Below are 15,120 nucleotides of genomic sequence, written 5' to 3'. Positions count from 1 at the left end.
CCCAGCAGGCAATCTTGGAATGGCGATCGCTCCTTGAGTGATATTGCCACGAGTTCTGATAGCGATCGCTAACATTCGTCTTCGACAGCGTTCGTACGAGGATTGCCGGCCCGTCCATTCGTGCCTCGATTGTCCTGATTATCTACCTGTTTACATGCCCGACCATAGGGACGACAAGGTCGACAGGCCTAGGGAATGTTCGATCTACCGCCACATCCCCCGCATCCGCGCCCCGATGTCGATCTTCGGTCCCTGCGATGCAGCGCGCGCGCCAGCCGCGGCGGCTTTCGGCCAAGCGGTGCGCTCGAACAGATAGACCAACTGCTCCGGGATGAAGCGGGTGCGCGAGGCGTAGACGTGACGGTCGCCCTTGGCGGCCTGGCCGTGGACGAAGAAGCGCTGCGGCACCACGAGGTGCAGATCGTCCTTGGCCCGCGTCATCGCGACGTAGAGCAGGCGGCGCTCCTCCTCGAGCTCGGCGCTGGTGCCGGCGCCCAGGTCGGATGGCATGCAGCCGTCGACGACGTTGAGCACGAACACCGATTTCCATTCCTGGCCTTTGGCTGAATGGATGGTCGAGAGGATCAGATAGTCTTCGTCGCGCAAGGGCGGTCCTGATTTGTCGCTGGTCGCGTCCGGCGGATCGAGCGTGAGCTCGGTCAGGAATTTCTCGCGCGAGGAATAGCCGCTCGCGATCTGCTCGAGCTGCATCAGGTCGGCGCGCCGCGTCTCGGAGTCCTCGTGGAGGCGGTCGAGATGGGGCTCGTACCAGAGCCGCACGCGCTCGAGATCCGCCGGCCATTCCGAATAGCGCAGGTTTTCGATAGTGCGCACGAAGTGGATCCAGTCAGCACCCGCGCGCGGCGGCGCGGGGAGCTGGGCGAGCGTGTGCAGCGGATTGCCACTCTCCGCCATCTGGTCGAGCACGCGCTGCGCGGTGGCGGGACCGATGCCCGGCAATAGATGCAGGATGCGGAAACCGGCGACGCGGTCGCGCGGGTTCTCGGCAAAGCGCAGCAGGGCGAGCACGTCCTTGACATGCGCCGCGTCGAGGAACTTCAGCCCGCCGAATTTTACGAACGGAATGTTGCGACGGGTCAGCTCGATTTCAAGTGGCCCCGAATGCGAGGATGTCCGGAACAGCACTGCCTGGTGCTTGAGCAGCGCGCCCTGCTCGCGATTGGCGAGCACCTGCTCGACGATGTAGCGGGCCTGGTCGGTCTCGTCGTGCACCGTGACGAGCTGCGGCTTCTGTGACGAGGACCGGTCGGTCCAGAGGTTTTTTGTGAAGCGTTCGCGTGCTAGCCCAATGACGCCGTTGGCCGCCGCCAGCACTGACTGCGTCGAGCGATAGTTGCGGTCGAGCGTGATCATTTCAGCGCGCGGCGAGAAGCTTTGCGGAAAATCCAGGATGTTGCGCACGGTGGCGGCGCGGAATGAATAGATCGACTGCGCGTCGTCGCCGACCACGGTGAGCCCGCGTCCGTCCGGCTTCAGCGCCAGCAGGATCGAGGATTGCAGGCGGTTGGTGTCCTGATATTCGTCGACCAGCACGTGATCGAAGCGTCCGCCGATCTCGTCCGCGATCAGTGCGTCGCTCGTCATCTGCGACCAGTAGAGCAGCAAATCGTCGTAATCGAGCACGTGCTGGGCCTGCTTGGCCTCGACGTAAGCGGCGAACAGCCCCTTCAGCTCGGCGGCCCACCCGGCGCACCAGGGATAGTGCGTCCCCAACACCTTCTCGATTTCCATTTCGGCATTGACGCAGCGCGAGTAGATCGACAGGCAGGTGCCCTTGGCCGGGAAGCGACTCTCGGTCTTCGACAGCCCGCGCTCGTGCCGGACCAGGTTCATCAGGTCGGCGGAATCCTCGCGGTCGTGGATGGTGAAGGCGGGATCGACGCCGATCCGCTCGGCATATTCGCGCAACAGCCGCGCGCCGATGCCATGGAAGGTGCCGGCCCAGGTCAGCGCATCGCGCATGATCGCGGCGTTGTTCTCGCCGAGCACTTTGCGGCAGATGCGTTCGACGCGTCCGGCCATCTCGGCGGCGGCGCGGCGGGAGAAGGTCATCAGCAGGATGCGGCGTGGATCGGCGCCCGCGACGATCAGATGCGCGACGCGGTGGGCAAGCGTGTTGGTCTTGCCGGAGCCCGCGCCGGCAATGACCAGCAGGGGAGCGCCCACGGTGACGCCATCGGCCACGCCATGCTCCACGGCGCGGCGCTGCTCCGCATTGAGCGTGTCCAGATATGACGTCACGAATCGCCCCAGTGTGATGCCGCCAGAATCAACGATCCCCGGGCGAATCGCAATGCGGCTGGACGCAAGCCGCCTGAGGATTTTAGGGGAGAGGGCAGCTCCTGAGCTTCATCATCGCCGGTGTGTTCTGGATCAGCCATCACCGCCGGCTCGCCCGCCAACCGGAAGGGGGCCGCCATGTCGTGCTGTTGAACCTGGTGTTCCTGCTGTCGATCGTCCTGCTGCCGGTGACCAACGGCTTGTATGGCAACTACGACGGGAGCAGCGCCGTGGCCGTGCTGTATGGTCTGCATCTCTCCATCATCGCCGGGCTGAATGCATGGTTGTGGTGGCTCGTGATGCGAGGCTTCCGTTCCCAGCTGATCGCGGCCCTGTTCCCGCTGGCTGCATTGCTCCCGGGGACCGCAGTGGCCGCGTACGCCCCGCAATATGCGTCCTATTTCTGGTTCCTGGCCTTTGGCGGATTGCTGATCCGCCGCCGCCTGGATACGGCGATGCCCGCAAGACCTGACGTCGCCGCGCGCTCCATCATCCCTTGGTCGCTGGCGCGCCGAACCCATCGGCGGGCACGTAAAGCTTGAGCGGTCGGATTTCGTAAACCGCACTCGGATTGACCTCACGCAGCTTGCGCGCGGCCGCGATCGCCTCCTCATCCGTGTCGTAGTCGACCAGATGAAAACCCAGAAGCTGCTCCTTGGTCTCGGCAAACGGCCCATCCAGGACGATGCCCGCGCCGGGGCCACGCAAGGTGCGGGCTTTCCTTGTGTCATCCAGACGGGCGGCCGGCCCAAGGTGTCCGCTTGCCCTCAAGGGTTCCTGAACCTCGATGATTTTGGCCACGACGGCGGCGTCCTCCTGCGGCGTCCACGACAAAATCTCGCCTTCCACGTGGTAAGCCAGGATCGCGTAAAGCATCTCCACCTCTTCTGTTGGGCACTCAGCTCGAGGACGGTATCATCGTAGCCGCAGCCGACAATGGGGAGGCTGAAAATATTGCCGGTCTCGAGGCCGCCGTCAGGGGGCGCTCAGCACCTGCTTGACGAGAGCCTCGCGCAGCGCCGCCAGCTCGCCGCTTGCCTCCATCTGGGCGATCACTTGTCCAACCTTCGGCACGAGGTCGCGGTGGCGCTCGTGCAGGTAATGGAAGATGCGGATGCGCTCGAGCGGCGGCGAGAGCGGATAGATTCTGCCCTGAAGATTGAGCTTGCGGACCGCGACCAGCCCGCTGAAGAGGTCGCTGACGATCACGTCGAAACGATCTGCATCGAGCATCCTGATCAAATTCTCGATGCCAATGGTCGCCGTGACCCTGTCCATGCCGCGCGTCCCGGCTTCCGACGAGCCGACGCCGCGGACGATTCCGATGCGGAAGGCCCTGATCGAATTCCAGCCATCGACGTCGAAATGGAGCTTGGTCGTGAATACGGCGGGCTCGATGTAGTTGATCGCCGGCGTCACCTTCAGCAGCGTCGGGTATTCGGCCGACAACGTTCCGATCCGCTGGATTTCGCCGTCGACCTCACCGGCGCTCGACAGCGCGAGGGCCCGCTTGCCGGGGACGTCCACGAATTCGAGCTTGATGTTCAGCTTGGTGTAGACGGCGCGCAGAAGCTCGCCGCCGACATATTGATCCGGAATGTCGGCGATCCGAGCCAGCCGGATGACCGACTGCGCCTGGGATGAACCGGCTACAAATAGCGAAAGGCAGATGACGACGATCCGCCACATGAGCGCTTCTCGGCCGTTCCTTGCTACCATTGAGTTCTGATGCGAGCGCCAATCTACCGGAGATGGCCGTTGCGCGGAGCCGCGCCACTCACCGCTCGCCCGCCGTTATCCGTGATATCACCAATGTCATTGTAGCACGCGAAGTGATAGTTTGCGCCAAGATCCTGCTGCTGGGCGCAAGATATGACCCCGCCGACCCTAGATCGCCCAAGGGCCGGCAGGATTGCTGCGCGCGACGCGTGCCGAAAGAGAATCATAACCGTTGAATTGTGTGCGGCTGCGACCGGCAGGCCGAAGAGGAATGTTCGCCATTTTCCGGGACAGGTGCATGAGCAAGGCAAGTGACGAGAATCCCGATCGCAGCCGCGCTGTTGCGCCGGCGGCTGCGGAGCAGGATTTCGGGGTTGCGTTCACGCCCCCGGTGCTCGCGACGCTCTTGTCGCGAATATTCAAGGGGGCGCGCAGCGGTGTCGGGCCGCGCCTGCTCGCGGCCGTGCTGCTGTTCTCCTCGGTCGTGACGCTGACCCTGACTGCGCTGCAGCTCTATCTGGACTACGATCGCGAAGTCGGCGTGATCGATACAAGGCTCGACGAGGTCGGTCGCAGCACCACGGGCAGCCTCGGCGAGAGCCTGTGGAGTCTCGACGAGAACCAGCTCAAGCTCCAGCTCGAAGGAATCCTGCGGCTGCCCGGTCTCCGCGCCGCCGAGGTCCGCGAGATGGCCGATCGCCCCCATCCCATCCGTGTTGCCGTGGGCGAACACGCTAGCCGCTCGGTCGTGACGCGCGACTATCCGCTGACCTACGCCGTTCAAGGGACCGCGCGTCCCATCGGCGTGCTCCATGTCGAGGCGACGCTGAGCGACATCTATCAGCAACTGCTGAACCGGGCCCTTGTCATCCTGGCAAGTCAGGCGGCAAAGACGTTCCTCGTCTCGCTGTTCATCATCTACATGTTCCACATTCTGGTGACGCGGCACCTGGCCGCCATCGCCGAGTTCGTCAGCAAGTACACTCTGGCGCGGCCGCCTCCGCCATTACGTCTGGACCGCCGGCCTCCTGACGATCCCGACGAGCTGGACAAGGTGATTGACGCGTTCAACGCCATGTGTGCCAACCTGGAGCGTGCCTATGGCGAGCTCCGCGAGGCGAATGCGAATCTCGATCGTGATCTGGAGATCCGCCGGCGGGCGGAAGACGACGCGCGCGCGAGCGAGCAGCGCTTTCGCGACTATGCCGAGACCGCCTCCGACTGGTTCTGGGAAACCGGTCCGGATCACCAGTTCACCTACATATCGGACCGGGCCGGGGTATTCGGCATGGACCGTAACGCCCTGATTGGGAAACGACGTCCGGATGCCGCCTTCGATCAAGGCTCCGAAGCGCAGAAATGGCGCGACCACATGGCGACGCTGGATCGGCACGAGCCGTTCCGCAAGTTCGAGTATCGCGGCCGCGATGCGGCCGGGCGTTTGCACTGTTTCAGCGTCAACGGGCGGCCGGTGTTTGGCGACGACGGGCGTTTCATGGGCTATCGCGGCTCCGCTACCGATCTCACCGCGCAGCACGAGGCCGAGGAGCGGCTTCGCCAGTCACAGAAGATGGATGCGATCGGTCAGCTCACCGGCGGCGTCGCGCACGACTTCAACAACGTGCTGACCGTCATCACCGGGACCATCGAGATCATTCAGGAGGGGCTCGCGGACAAGCCCGAGCTCGCCTCGATCGCCGCGCTGATCGACGATGCGGCCTCGCGCGGCGCCGAGATCACCTCGCAGCTGCTGACCTTCGCCCGGCGCCAGCCGCTGGAGCCGCGCGAGATCGATGTCAACGCGCTCGTCGTGGAGGCGGTGAAGCTGTTGCGGCCGATCCTGGGCGAGCACGTCGAGATCGTGACGCGTCTCGCCGATGATGCATGGCCGGCCATGGCTGATCCGTCGCAACTTTCGTCTGCGATCGTCAATCTCGCCGTCAACGCGCGCGATGCGATGCCCGACGGCGGCAGGCTCACGCTCGAGACCGCAAACCGGGAGCTCGACGGCGCGGACAATGGCGATGGCGAAGCAGGCAGCTACGTCATGGTCGCGGTCGCCGACACCGGTCACGGCATTCCTACCGAGATTCGCGACCGGGTGTTCGAGCCGTTCTTCACCACCAAGGGGGTCGGTCGCGGCACCGGACTTGGACTGAGCATGGTTTACGGCTTCGCCAAGCAGACCGGTGGCACCGTCGCGATCGAGAGCGAGGAGGGACGCGGTACGGTGGTGAGGCTGTTGCTGCCGCGATCGGCGGGCGATGCGACCGCGAGAACCGGACCGGCGCCGGCGCCCGCGCTGACCCATGGACACGAGACCATCCTCGTGGTGGAGGATGATCCGCTGGTGCAGGGCTACGTCATCGCCCAGCTCGGCAGCCTAGGCTATCGCACGCTGCTGGCCAGCGATGGCGCAACCGCGCTGGCGTTGGTCGACCGGGGACCGAGCTTCGATCTTCTGTTTACCGACATCATCATGCCAGGCGGCATGAATGGGCGGGAATTGGCAGACGCGGTCCGGCTCCGTCGGCCGGGCGTGCGGGTGCTCTACACGTCAGGCTATGCCGACAACGCCATCGTTCACGACGGACACCTCGATCCCGGCGTGGCGCTGCTCCGCAAGCCGTACCGGAAGGCTGACCTGTCGCGGAAGATTCGCGAAATGCTCGGGGGCGAGGTGGCGCTCTGAGGGATGCGCGCGATGTCGGCGAAATGGCCTGGCCAATGAAAAGGCGCGGCGGGAAGATCCCGTCGCGCCCGATTTCTTGCTCGCTGGTCCAGGGCTGAGAGCGCCCCGATGCCAAGCCTCTTTCAAAGCCTAGCGGGCGATCCCAGCGAGGTGACAGCGCTCGGTAAAAGACACTGGATCACCTCCTTTCGTTGATTGCGGGAGATCTCAATATAGGCTGGATGGCCGCGCCTGTTAAGGGGAGGCGGCACTTGGGGGAACCGGGCCTGTGCGCAAGGCCGGAAAGCCTGCGAAAGCCGTCCCTCCGGCAGTTGAGGCCGCCGCCCGGCCGTGTTAGGGAGCCCCTGTCGCGGGTGTAGCTCAATGGTAGAGCAGCAGCCTTCCAAGCTGAATACGAGGGTTCGATTCCCTTCACCCGCTCCAGACATCTCGGAATGCGACGCCTCCAACTCAATCCTTCAACGCATACGCGATGACGCAATCACCGCGCTTGGTACCGACCGAGCCGTGGCCGCCGGCAGCGGTGACGAGATATCGCTTGCCGTCAGCCTTGCGCGAGCACCAGACTGATCAAGGCGTAGAGAAGGGCCGTGATGAAGAGTGCCCTGGATCGCCGCATGGGCTGCTCCGGTGCGGCAGAGGGATCAAGCCCGTCCAGTGCAAACGCGCAGGCGACGCTCGCTTTCGTTCACCGTGGTCCCATCAACCACAGTTTGTAACGTTTCAACTGCCGCACCGACGCAGCATCTGCGCGTATGATCTCGTCCGTCTTATCCCCGTCATGCGGCGCGTTGCTGATCAGGATTTTGATCGCCTTCCTCGATCTTGACCCCGAAGCAGACGCGTTGCGGCGAGGCGAGGGACCTCGCCTCCGCTTTTTCCAAATCTCAGCCTGTCGGTTCCGTGAGGTGCATAGGTCAGAATTTTAGTTGCGCACCTCAAAACTTGCAGGCAGGATCGTCCTCAACAATAAGAGCCTGTTGGGAGGATGTGATGAGGCTGCTCGCCAAGCTGGGACTCACCGCTGCCGCATGCCTGCTTTTGGCCAATTCCGCGCTGGCCGATACGACCGTCAAATGGCTGCACATCGAGGTCAATCCGGCTCAGGTGAAGATCTGGGAGGAGGTCGCGCGCGCCTATGAGGCGTCGCATCCCGGCGTGAAGGTCGAGATGCAGTTCCTGGAGAACGAGGCCTACAAGGCCAAGCTGCCGACCATCCTGCAGTCCAAGGACCGGCCGAACATCATCTACAGCTGGGCCGGCGGCGTCTTGAAGACCCAGATCGAAGCCGGCGTGCTGGAAGATATCACTGATTCTGTGAAGAGCGACGGCTATAGCGACACGATCGCACCGGCGGCGCTTGCCGCCTTCACCCAGAACGGCCGCGTCTTCGGACTTCCGATCTCGCTCTCGCAGGTCGGCTTCCTCTACAACAAGGATTTGATGGCCAAGGCGAAGGTCGATTCCGCGGCGATCAAAACGTGGGATGATCTGCTTGCTGCAGTGAAGACGCTCAAGGCAGCCGGCGTTACGCCGATTGTGGTTGGCGGCGCCGATAAGTGGCCGCTGCATTTCTACTGGACCCATCTCGCCGTGCGCATTGGCGGCAAGCCGGCCTTCGATGCAGCGCTGAAGGGTGAAAACGGCGGCTTCGCAGGCGACACCTTCCAGAAATCCGGTGAGCTGTTCAAGCAGCTCGTCGATCTCCAGCCGTTCCAGAACGGCTTCCTCGGCTTCAAGAACCCGCAGGCCGTCGGCTATTTCGGTGACGGCAAGGCCGCGATGATCCTGGCGATCTCCTCCTTCTATCACACCCAGCGCGCGCTCGCCGCCGACAAAGTCGGTCTTTCCGACGACAAGCTTGGCTGGTTCGATTTTCCGGTCGTACCCGGCGGCAAGGGTGAGCCGTCAGACACCCTCGGCGGCATCACCGGCTGGCTGGTCACCAAGGACTCGCCCAAGGAGGCCGTCGACTTCCTGAAGTACTTCATCTCCAAGGACGTGCAGGCGCGGCTCGCCGCCGGCAACTTCATCGTTCCCGTCGTCAAGGGCGGCGAGGCGGGCCTCAAGAGCGACTTCATGAAGCTGATCGCGTCCAATCTCGCAAAGTCGAAGTACCACCAGAACTTCTATGACCAGAGCCTCGGCCCCTCCGTCGGCCGCGTCGTCAACGACGTCTCGGCGGAGATCGCCGGCGGCAGCATGACCCCGCAGGACGCGGCGAAAGCGATCGAGGCGGCGTACAAGCAGGGTAACTGACCGTGGCGCGACGGATCGCAATGCCATCGCCGGTCGGCGTTGCTGGCGAGGCGGCCCCCCAGGCCGCCGTGCGCGGCCCGAACTGGGACAATCGCTTCACCGTGCTGATCCTGTTCCTGCCGCCGGCACTGCTGCTTTTCACGTTGTTCGTGGTGCTGCCGATCGGCGAGGCCGCCTGGTACTCGGGCTTCAACTGGAACGGTTTCGGCAGGCCGACCCACTGGATCGGCTTCGACAATTATCGCTTCGTGCTGGAAACGCGCGCCTTCTGGCTCGCGCTGCGCAACAACGGGCTGATCATTGTCGTCTCGCTCGCGGTCCAGTTGCCGCTCGCCCTGACCCTGGCCTTGATGCTGGCCGACAAGTTTCGGGGCGCGGTGGCGCTGCGCATGCTGTTCTTCATGCCCTATATTCTGGCGGAGATCGCGACCGGCTTGATCTTCTCCTTCGTCTATGACGGCGATTACGGTCTCGTCGCATCGATCTGGCGCACCTTCGGCGCCGAGCCGCCGCATCTGTTGGCCTCGACCGACACGGCGATGCTGGCGGTGCTGATCGTGATCGTCTGGAAGTACTTTGGCTTCCACATGATGCTGTTCATCGCGGCGCTCCAGAGCCTCGACAAGAGCCTGGTCGAGGCGGCCCGGATCGACGGCGCAACGCGCTCGCAAGCCCTGCGCCATGTCGTCATCCCCTTGCTCTATCCGACCATCCGGCTCTCGGTGTTCTTCGCGGTGGTCGGCTCGCTGCAGCTGTTCGATCTCGTGATGCCGCTGACGCGCGGGGGACCAGCGGATTCCTCCAATACGATGGTGAGCTTCCTTTACAACAACGGAATTTCGCGCATGCGGGTCGGCTATGGCAGCGCCATCGGCGTCATCCTGTTCGCGATCTGTGTGATCTTTGCCTTCACCTACAAGCGATGGTTCATGCGCGATGAGTAATGCCGAAACCACAAGCGCGCCGTTGGATCCCGCCGTACCGTTCAAGGCGGTGTTCCTCGCAATCGTTGCCATCTTCGTGCTGGTGCCGCTGCTCGCGACCCTGCTCGGCGGCTTCAAATCGCTCGGCGAATTGCGCGTCAATCCGTTCGGCCTGCCGCAGCACTGGGAGTGGCGGAATTATGCCGACATCCTGTTTTCGGGGCGTTACTGGCAACTCCTGCGCAACTCGCTGATCATCTCGACACTCACGGTGACATTGACCCTGATCGTGGCCTCGATGGCGGCGTTCACCTTCGCCCATATCAGGTTCTTCGGCAGTTCGATGTTGCTGAGCTATTTGACGCTCGGCCTGTTGTTTCCGGCCGCGACGGCCGTGCTGCCGTTGTTCATCAAGGTGCGCGATCTCGGGCTGCTCGACACTTATTTCGGCGTCGCGCTGCCGCAGGTGGCCTTCAGCCTTGCCATGAGCGTGCTGCTGTTGCGGCGCTTCTTCAAGGACATTCCCCATGAGCTGCTGGAAGCGGCGCTCGTCGATGGCTGCAGCTACATCAAGTTCTTTCGCTACGTGACGCTGCCACTGTCTCGGCCGATTCTCGCGACGGTGGGCACCATCACCTTCGTCAACAGCTGGAACGCCTATTTGCTGCCGCTGGTGATGCTCAACACCGATGCGCTCTATCCCTGGCCGCTCGGCATCATGGTTTATCAGGGCGAATATTCCTCCGAATGGCACCTGATCCTCGCCTTCATCACGCTCACCATCCTGCCGACGATCATTCTGTTCCTGCTGGCGCAGAAGCACATCGTTGCCGGCCTCACCGCAGGCGCGGTCAAGGGATGAACGAGACCTCACGGAGAAAAAAATGAGAAAAGTCGGCGTCGGAATCATCGGCTGCGGTGTGATCAGCACCGCCTACCTCAAGGCGGCGCAGCGCTTCCCGGTCATGGAGGTGAGGGCGCTGGCGGACATGCGCAGCGATGTCGCGGAGCGCCAGGGCGCCGCTTTCGGGCTGCCGGCGATGCGGGTCGACCAGCTGCTTAAACGTGACGACGTCGAGATCGTCATCAATCTCACCGTACCGCTCGCCCACACCGACGTCAGCCTCGCCGTGTTGAACGCCGGCAAGCATGTCCATTCCGAAAAACCGCTCGGCATCAACGTCGCGGAAGCCCGCAAGGTCTTGGATCTCGCCGCGCAGAAGGGACTTCGCGTCGGCTGTGCGCCGGACACGTTCCTCGGCGGCGGGCACCAGACCGCGCGCAAGCTGATCGATGACGGCGCGATCGGCACGCCCGTCGCAGGCAGCGCCTTCTTCGGCTGCCCCGGCCACGAGCGTTGGCATCCGGCGCCGGGATTCTACTACCTGCGCGGCGGCGGGCCGATGCTCGACATGGGCCCGTACTACATCACCGATCTCGTGCAGTTGCTCGGTCCGGTCGCAAGCGTCATGGGCTCGACCGCGCGCCCGAGATCCGAGCGTCTGGTCACCAGCCAGCCGATGAACGGCACCTTGATCCCGGTCGAGGTCTCGACCCACGTCGCAGGGACGCTCGAATTCGAGAGCGGGGCCGTCGTCTCGATCACGATGAGCTTCGATGTGCCGAAACACCGCCATGCGCCGATCGAGATCTACGGCGACAAGGGCAGCATGCTGGTGCCGGACCCGAACCGCTTCGGCGGCGAGGTGCTGGTCGCGAAGACCGGCGGCGAATTCGAGACGATGCCACTGACACACGGTCATGTCGAAGGCGAGTTCCGCTCCATCGGCGTCGCCGACATGGCGTCCGCGATCCTCAACGACCGGCCCCACCGCGCCAGCGGCGCGCTGGCCTTCCACGTGCTTGAGGTGATGGAGGCGTTCCAGACGTCCGCCGACGAAGGACGGCGCGTCAAGATCGAGAACCGCGTCGAGCGGCCTGCGATGCTGCCGGCCGGACGTGAAACCGGGCAGATCGACTGAGGTAATGACCATGCGCAAGGCAATGATAGTCTGGGGCGGCTGGCCGGGACACGATCCCGATCTCTGTGCCTCGATGATCCGCGGCTGGCTGAAGGCGGAAGGGTTTGAGGTCCGGATCGAAACGACGACAGAGGCGTTCGGCGATCCCGCAATACATGATCTCTCGTTGATCATCCCGATCTACACCATGTCGAAGATCGAGAAGGCGGACGCGCTCAATCTCTGCGCGGCGGTGCGTGGCGGCGTCGGGCTCGCCGGTCACCATGGCGGCATGTGCGATGCGTTTCGCGATTCCGTGGACTATCAGTTCCTGTGCGGCGGGCAGTGGGTTGCCCATCCCGGCAACATCATCGACTACAAGGTCGATGTGACGAAGCCTGACGACCCCATCATGAGGGGCCTGCAGAGTTTCGAGCACCGTTCCGAGCAATATTACATGCATGTCGACCCCGCCATCGAGGTGTTGGCGACGACGACCTTCACCGGCGAGCACGCGTCATGGATCGATGGCGTGGTGATGCCTGTCGTCTGGAAGAAACGGTACGGCGCGGGCAGGGTGTTCTATTCCTCGCTCGGCCACCGCGCCTATGAGCTCGACGTCCCGGAGATCCGGACGTTGATGACGCGCGGCATGCTGTGGGCGGCGCGCGAATGAGTTCTGATGCGGCGCAACCGGCGGTTCGCGCCACGCTTGAGGACGTCGCGCGTGCGGCGGGCGTTTCGCTCGCCACCGTCGACCGCGTCGTCAACCGGCGCGAGGGCGTGCGTGCCAAGACCGTCGCGCGTGTCGAGGCTGCAGTGGCCAAGCTCGGCTACCATGCGGATGTCGCGGCCGCGCGGCTCGCGCGCGGGCAGAGCTTTCGCTTCGCATTCGTGCTGCCGTCCGGCAGCAACAGCTTCATGACCAATCTGACCGAGCAGGTCCAGCGCACCGCAGACTGGCTCGCCGGTCAGCGCGGCTTCATCGATATCGTCCATGTCGACGTGTTCGATCCTGACGTGCTGGCTGGCGTGCTGGAGGATCTGTCGCCGGCCTATCAGGGTGTCGCGGTCATTGCGCTCGACCATCCCAGAGTGCGGGCCGCGATCGACGAGCTCACCGGGCGTGGCGTTGCCGTGGTGACCCTCGTGTCGGATGTGCCGAGCTCGCGCCGCCTGCGTTATGTCGGCATCGACAACCCGGCCGCGGGACGCACTGCATCGACGCTGATGGGGCGCTTCCTTGCCGGGCGCGAGGGGACGGTCGCCGTGATCGCCGGATCGTTGTCGCTGCGCGATCATACCGAGCGCCAGTTCGGCTTCCATCAGATCCTGTCGAGCGAGTATCCGAACCTGCGCGCGCTCCCGGTCATCGAGGGCCGCGACGACAGCGCGCGCACGCGAGAGCTCACCCTCGGGTTGCTCGCGCGCCATGCCGATCTCCGCGGCATTTATTGTTGCGGCGCCGGAAACCGCGGCATCGCCGATGCGCTCGAGGCGTCCGGCCGCGCCCGCGAGGTGGTGTGGATCACCCACGAGTTGACGCAGCACACGCGACGTTTCCTGGTTCGCGGCACGTGCGACGCCATCATCAATCAGGATCCCGGCCACGAGGCGCGCTCCGCGGCGCGGGTGCTGCTGGCCCATTGCATGGAAGAGCCGATCAGCCACGATCAGGAGCGCATCCGTATCGACATTTTCTTGCGGGATAATCTTCCGTAAGTTGAGGAAATCGATATTCGTCTTGCTGGGCCGGATGACATCAGGAGCGGCCTGAAGGCCGCCCCGGCTCGTGTCCAATTCGGGAACCAGTTCAGTCATGTATCTCGGCATCGATCTCGGGACCTCGGCGGTCAAGACCGTTCTGGTCGACCATACCCAACGCGTGATCGCGAGCGAGAGCCGGGCGTTGACGATCGCCTCGCCGCATCCAGGCTATTACGAGCAGGATCCCGCACAGTGGATCGAGGCGACCTTCGCCACGCTGGACGCGTTGAAGGCGTCGCATGGAAAAGAGCTGGCGGCGATCCAGGGCATCGGGCTATCAGGCCAGATGCATGGCGCGACGCTGCTCGACGCGCGGGACAGGCCGCTGCGGCCATGCATCCTGTGGAACGACGGACGCTCCGCCGCGGAGTGCCGGATCCTCGAACAACGCTGGCCAGCTTTGCGTGCCACGACCGGCAACAAGGCGATGCCCGGATTCACGGCGCCAAAGCTGCTGTGGATCGCCGCGCATGAGCCCGGGATTTTTGCGGCGACGAGAATTGTCCTGCAACCGAAAGCCTATCTGCGCCTGGTGCTGTCAGGCGAGGCGATCGAGGACGTCTCGGATGCATCGGGATCCCTCTGGCTCGACGCGGCGCGCCGGGACTGGTCGGATGCGGCATTGGCTGCGACGGGCCTGTCGCGCGCGCACATGCCGCGTCTGGTCGAGGGATGTGCGCCGGCGGCAACGTTGCGACCTGAACTGGCGCAGCGCTGGGGCATGGCGAGGTGCCCCATGATCGCCGGCGGTGCCGGCGACAATCCGGCCGGCGCGATCGGCATCGGCGCGATCACGCCGGGAACGGGGTTCATCTCGCTGGGCACCTCGGGGGCCTTGCTGGTGCCATCAGACCATATCGCCGCCAATCCGGACCGCGTGGTCCACACCTTCTGCCATGCGATTCCCGGCATGTGGATCCAGGCCGGCGCCATCCTGTCGGCGGCGTCCTGTCTGGCCTGGGCCGCGCACCTGTTCGGCGTCGCCGAGGCCGAACTGCTGGCGCCGCTGGGGGCGCAGCCGCAGGCGCCGTCTCCGGTGAGCTTCCTGCCTTATCTCGCGGGTGAGCGGACGCCGCATGATGACCCCGACGTACGCGGCATGCTCGACGGCTTGAGCCACGGCACCGACCGCACGGCGATCGTGCAGGCCGTGCTCGAGGGCGTCGCCTTCGCCCTCGCGGATTGCCGGGACGCACTTGGCGATGCCGGAATTGTGGTCACGGAAGCCGACGTCATCGGCGGCGGTTCGCGGTCCCGGTTCTGGCTGTCGGTGCTGGCCAATGTGCTCGACGTCCCGATCCATCGCTTTGCCGACGGCGAAACCGGGGCTGCGTTCGGTGCGGCGAGATTAGGGCGGCTTGCTGTCACCGGCGAGGCAATCGCCGCCGTCTGCACGTCCCCGCGCCGCGTCGAGACGTTCGAGCCTGACCGCGTGCTGGTGGACGCGTATGCCGCGCGGCTTTCCGCCTGGCGCGAACTGTATCGGCCGCGCCATTAG

The 15,120-nt window shown here is 64.3% G+C and carries 11 protein-coding genes, 1 tRNA gene and 1 pseudogene; 10 read left to right on the top strand and 3 right to left on the bottom strand.

Features of this window, described 5'->3' with window-relative positions; genetic code table 11:
- Positions 1–204 precede the first annotated feature (204 nt).
- Positions 205–2,262 (bottom strand): ATP-dependent helicase, encoded by a 2,058-nt coding sequence (locus tag BM222_RS12235; protein ID WP_092228508.1) that lies wholly within the window; start codon positions 2,260–2,262, stop codon positions 205–207.
- A 92-nt stretch (positions 2,263–2,354) separates the two neighbouring features.
- On the opposite strand from BM222_RS12235, the pseudogene BM222_RS12230 reads away from it, so the two are divergent.
- A pseudogene (locus tag BM222_RS12230) lies at positions 2,355–2,843 on the top strand (TMEM175 family protein); the annotation flags it as partial.
- On the opposite strand, the gene BM222_RS12225 reads toward BM222_RS12230, so the two are convergent.
- Positions 2,791–3,177 carry a YciI family protein gene (locus BM222_RS12225; RefSeq protein WP_092228506.1) on the bottom strand — a complete coding sequence of 129 codons (387 nt, stop codon included), beginning with the start codon at positions 3,175–3,177 and terminating at the stop codon, positions 2,791–2,793. The pseudogene BM222_RS12230 and the gene BM222_RS12225 sit on opposite strands and share 53 nt — an antisense overlap.
- 99 nt (positions 3,178–3,276) lie before the next feature.
- Positions 3,277–3,990: a substrate-binding periplasmic protein gene (locus BM222_RS12220; protein WP_092228505.1), complete on the bottom strand. Its 714-nt coding sequence runs from the start codon at positions 3,988–3,990 to the stop codon at positions 3,277–3,279.
- Positions 3,991–4,318: 328 nt separating this feature from the next.
- On the opposite strand from BM222_RS12220, the gene BM222_RS12215 reads away from it, so the two are divergent.
- The 9 genes from BM222_RS12215 to xylB all read left to right on the top strand — a co-directional run bounded on the left by BM222_RS12215 (position 4,319) and on the right by xylB (position 15,120).
- Entirely contained in the window at positions 4,319–6,712 is a 2,394-nt protein-coding gene (locus BM222_RS12215; protein ID WP_092228504.1) for an ATP-binding protein, read from the top strand.
- Between the two features lie 349 nt (positions 6,713–7,061).
- A tRNA-Gly gene (locus BM222_RS12210) sits at positions 7,062–7,135 on the top strand.
- A 570-nt stretch (positions 7,136–7,705) separates the two neighbouring features.
- Positions 7,706–8,971, top strand: coding sequence for an extracellular solute-binding protein (locus tag BM222_RS12205; RefSeq protein ID WP_092228503.1), 1,266 nt, complete (start codon positions 7,706–7,708; stop codon positions 8,969–8,971).
- 2 nt (positions 8,972–8,973) lie between these two features.
- On the top strand, positions 8,974–9,915 hold the full coding sequence (locus BM222_RS12200) for a carbohydrate ABC transporter permease (RefSeq protein ID WP_092228502.1): 942 nt from the start codon (positions 8,974–8,976) through the stop codon (positions 9,913–9,915).
- Positions 9,908–10,756: a carbohydrate ABC transporter permease gene (locus BM222_RS12195; RefSeq protein WP_092228501.1), complete on the top strand. Its 849-nt coding sequence runs from the start codon at positions 9,908–9,910 to the stop codon at positions 10,754–10,756. Before BM222_RS12200 ends, BM222_RS12195 begins: the two co-directional genes overlap by 8 nt.
- A 22-nt stretch (positions 10,757–10,778) precedes the next feature.
- Positions 10,779–11,876 (top strand): Gfo/Idh/MocA family protein, encoded by a 1,098-nt coding sequence (locus BM222_RS12190; protein WP_092228500.1) that lies wholly within the window; start codon positions 10,779–10,781, stop codon positions 11,874–11,876.
- 10 nt (positions 11,877–11,886) lie between these two features.
- Positions 11,887–12,531 carry a ThuA domain-containing protein gene (locus BM222_RS12185; RefSeq protein ID WP_092228639.1) on the top strand — a complete coding sequence of 215 codons (645 nt, stop codon included), beginning with the start codon at positions 11,887–11,889 and terminating at the stop codon, positions 12,529–12,531.
- Positions 12,528–13,577 carry a LacI family DNA-binding transcriptional regulator gene (locus BM222_RS12180; RefSeq protein ID WP_092228640.1) on the top strand — a complete coding sequence of 350 codons (1,050 nt, stop codon included), beginning with the start codon at positions 12,528–12,530 and terminating at the stop codon, positions 13,575–13,577. The genes BM222_RS12185 and BM222_RS12180 overlap by 4 nt, the downstream gene beginning before the upstream one ends.
- 97 nt (positions 13,578–13,674) lie before the next feature.
- Positions 13,675–15,120 carry a xylulokinase gene (xylB, locus tag BM222_RS12175; protein WP_092228499.1) on the top strand — a complete coding sequence of 482 codons (1,446 nt, stop codon included), beginning with the start codon at positions 13,675–13,677 and terminating at the stop codon, positions 15,118–15,120.

Origin of the sequence: Bradyrhizobium sp. Gha (assembly GCF_900113735.1) — a bacterium.
GTDB lineage: Bacteria > Pseudomonadota > Alphaproteobacteria > Rhizobiales > Xanthobacteraceae > Bradyrhizobium.
This window is presented reverse-complemented; position numbering and strand designations above follow the sequence as displayed.

Bases quoted from the DNA above. Each gene is read 5' to 3' on its own strand.
- BM222_RS12225 (WP_092228506.1), bottom strand. From the start codon at position 3,177: ATGCTTTACGCGATCCTGGCTTACCACGTGGAAGGCGAGATTTTGTCG.
- BM222_RS12220 (WP_092228505.1), bottom strand. From the start codon at position 3,990: ATGTGGCGGATCGTCGTCATCTGCCTTTCGCTATTTGTAGCCGGTTCA.
- BM222_RS12215 (WP_092228504.1), top strand. From the start codon at position 4,319: ATGAGCAAGGCAAGTGACGAGAATCCCGATCGCAGCCGCGCTGTTGCG.
- xylB (WP_092228499.1), top strand. From the start codon at position 13,675: ATGTATCTCGGCATCGATCTCGGGACCTCGGCGGTCAAGACCGTTCTG.
- BM222_RS12185 (WP_092228639.1), top strand. From the start codon at position 11,887: ATGCGCAAGGCAATGATAGTCTGGGGCGGCTGGCCGGGACACGATCCC.
- BM222_RS12205 (WP_092228503.1), top strand. From the start codon at position 7,706: ATGAGGCTGCTCGCCAAGCTGGGACTCACCGCTGCCGCATGCCTGCTT.
- BM222_RS12180 (WP_092228640.1), top strand. From the start codon at position 12,528: ATGAGTTCTGATGCGGCGCAACCGGCGGTTCGCGCCACGCTTGAGGAC.
- BM222_RS12190 (WP_092228500.1), top strand. From the start codon at position 10,779: ATGAGAAAAGTCGGCGTCGGAATCATCGGCTGCGGTGTGATCAGCACC.
- BM222_RS12195 (WP_092228501.1), top strand. From the start codon at position 9,908: ATGAGTAATGCCGAAACCACAAGCGCGCCGTTGGATCCCGCCGTACCG.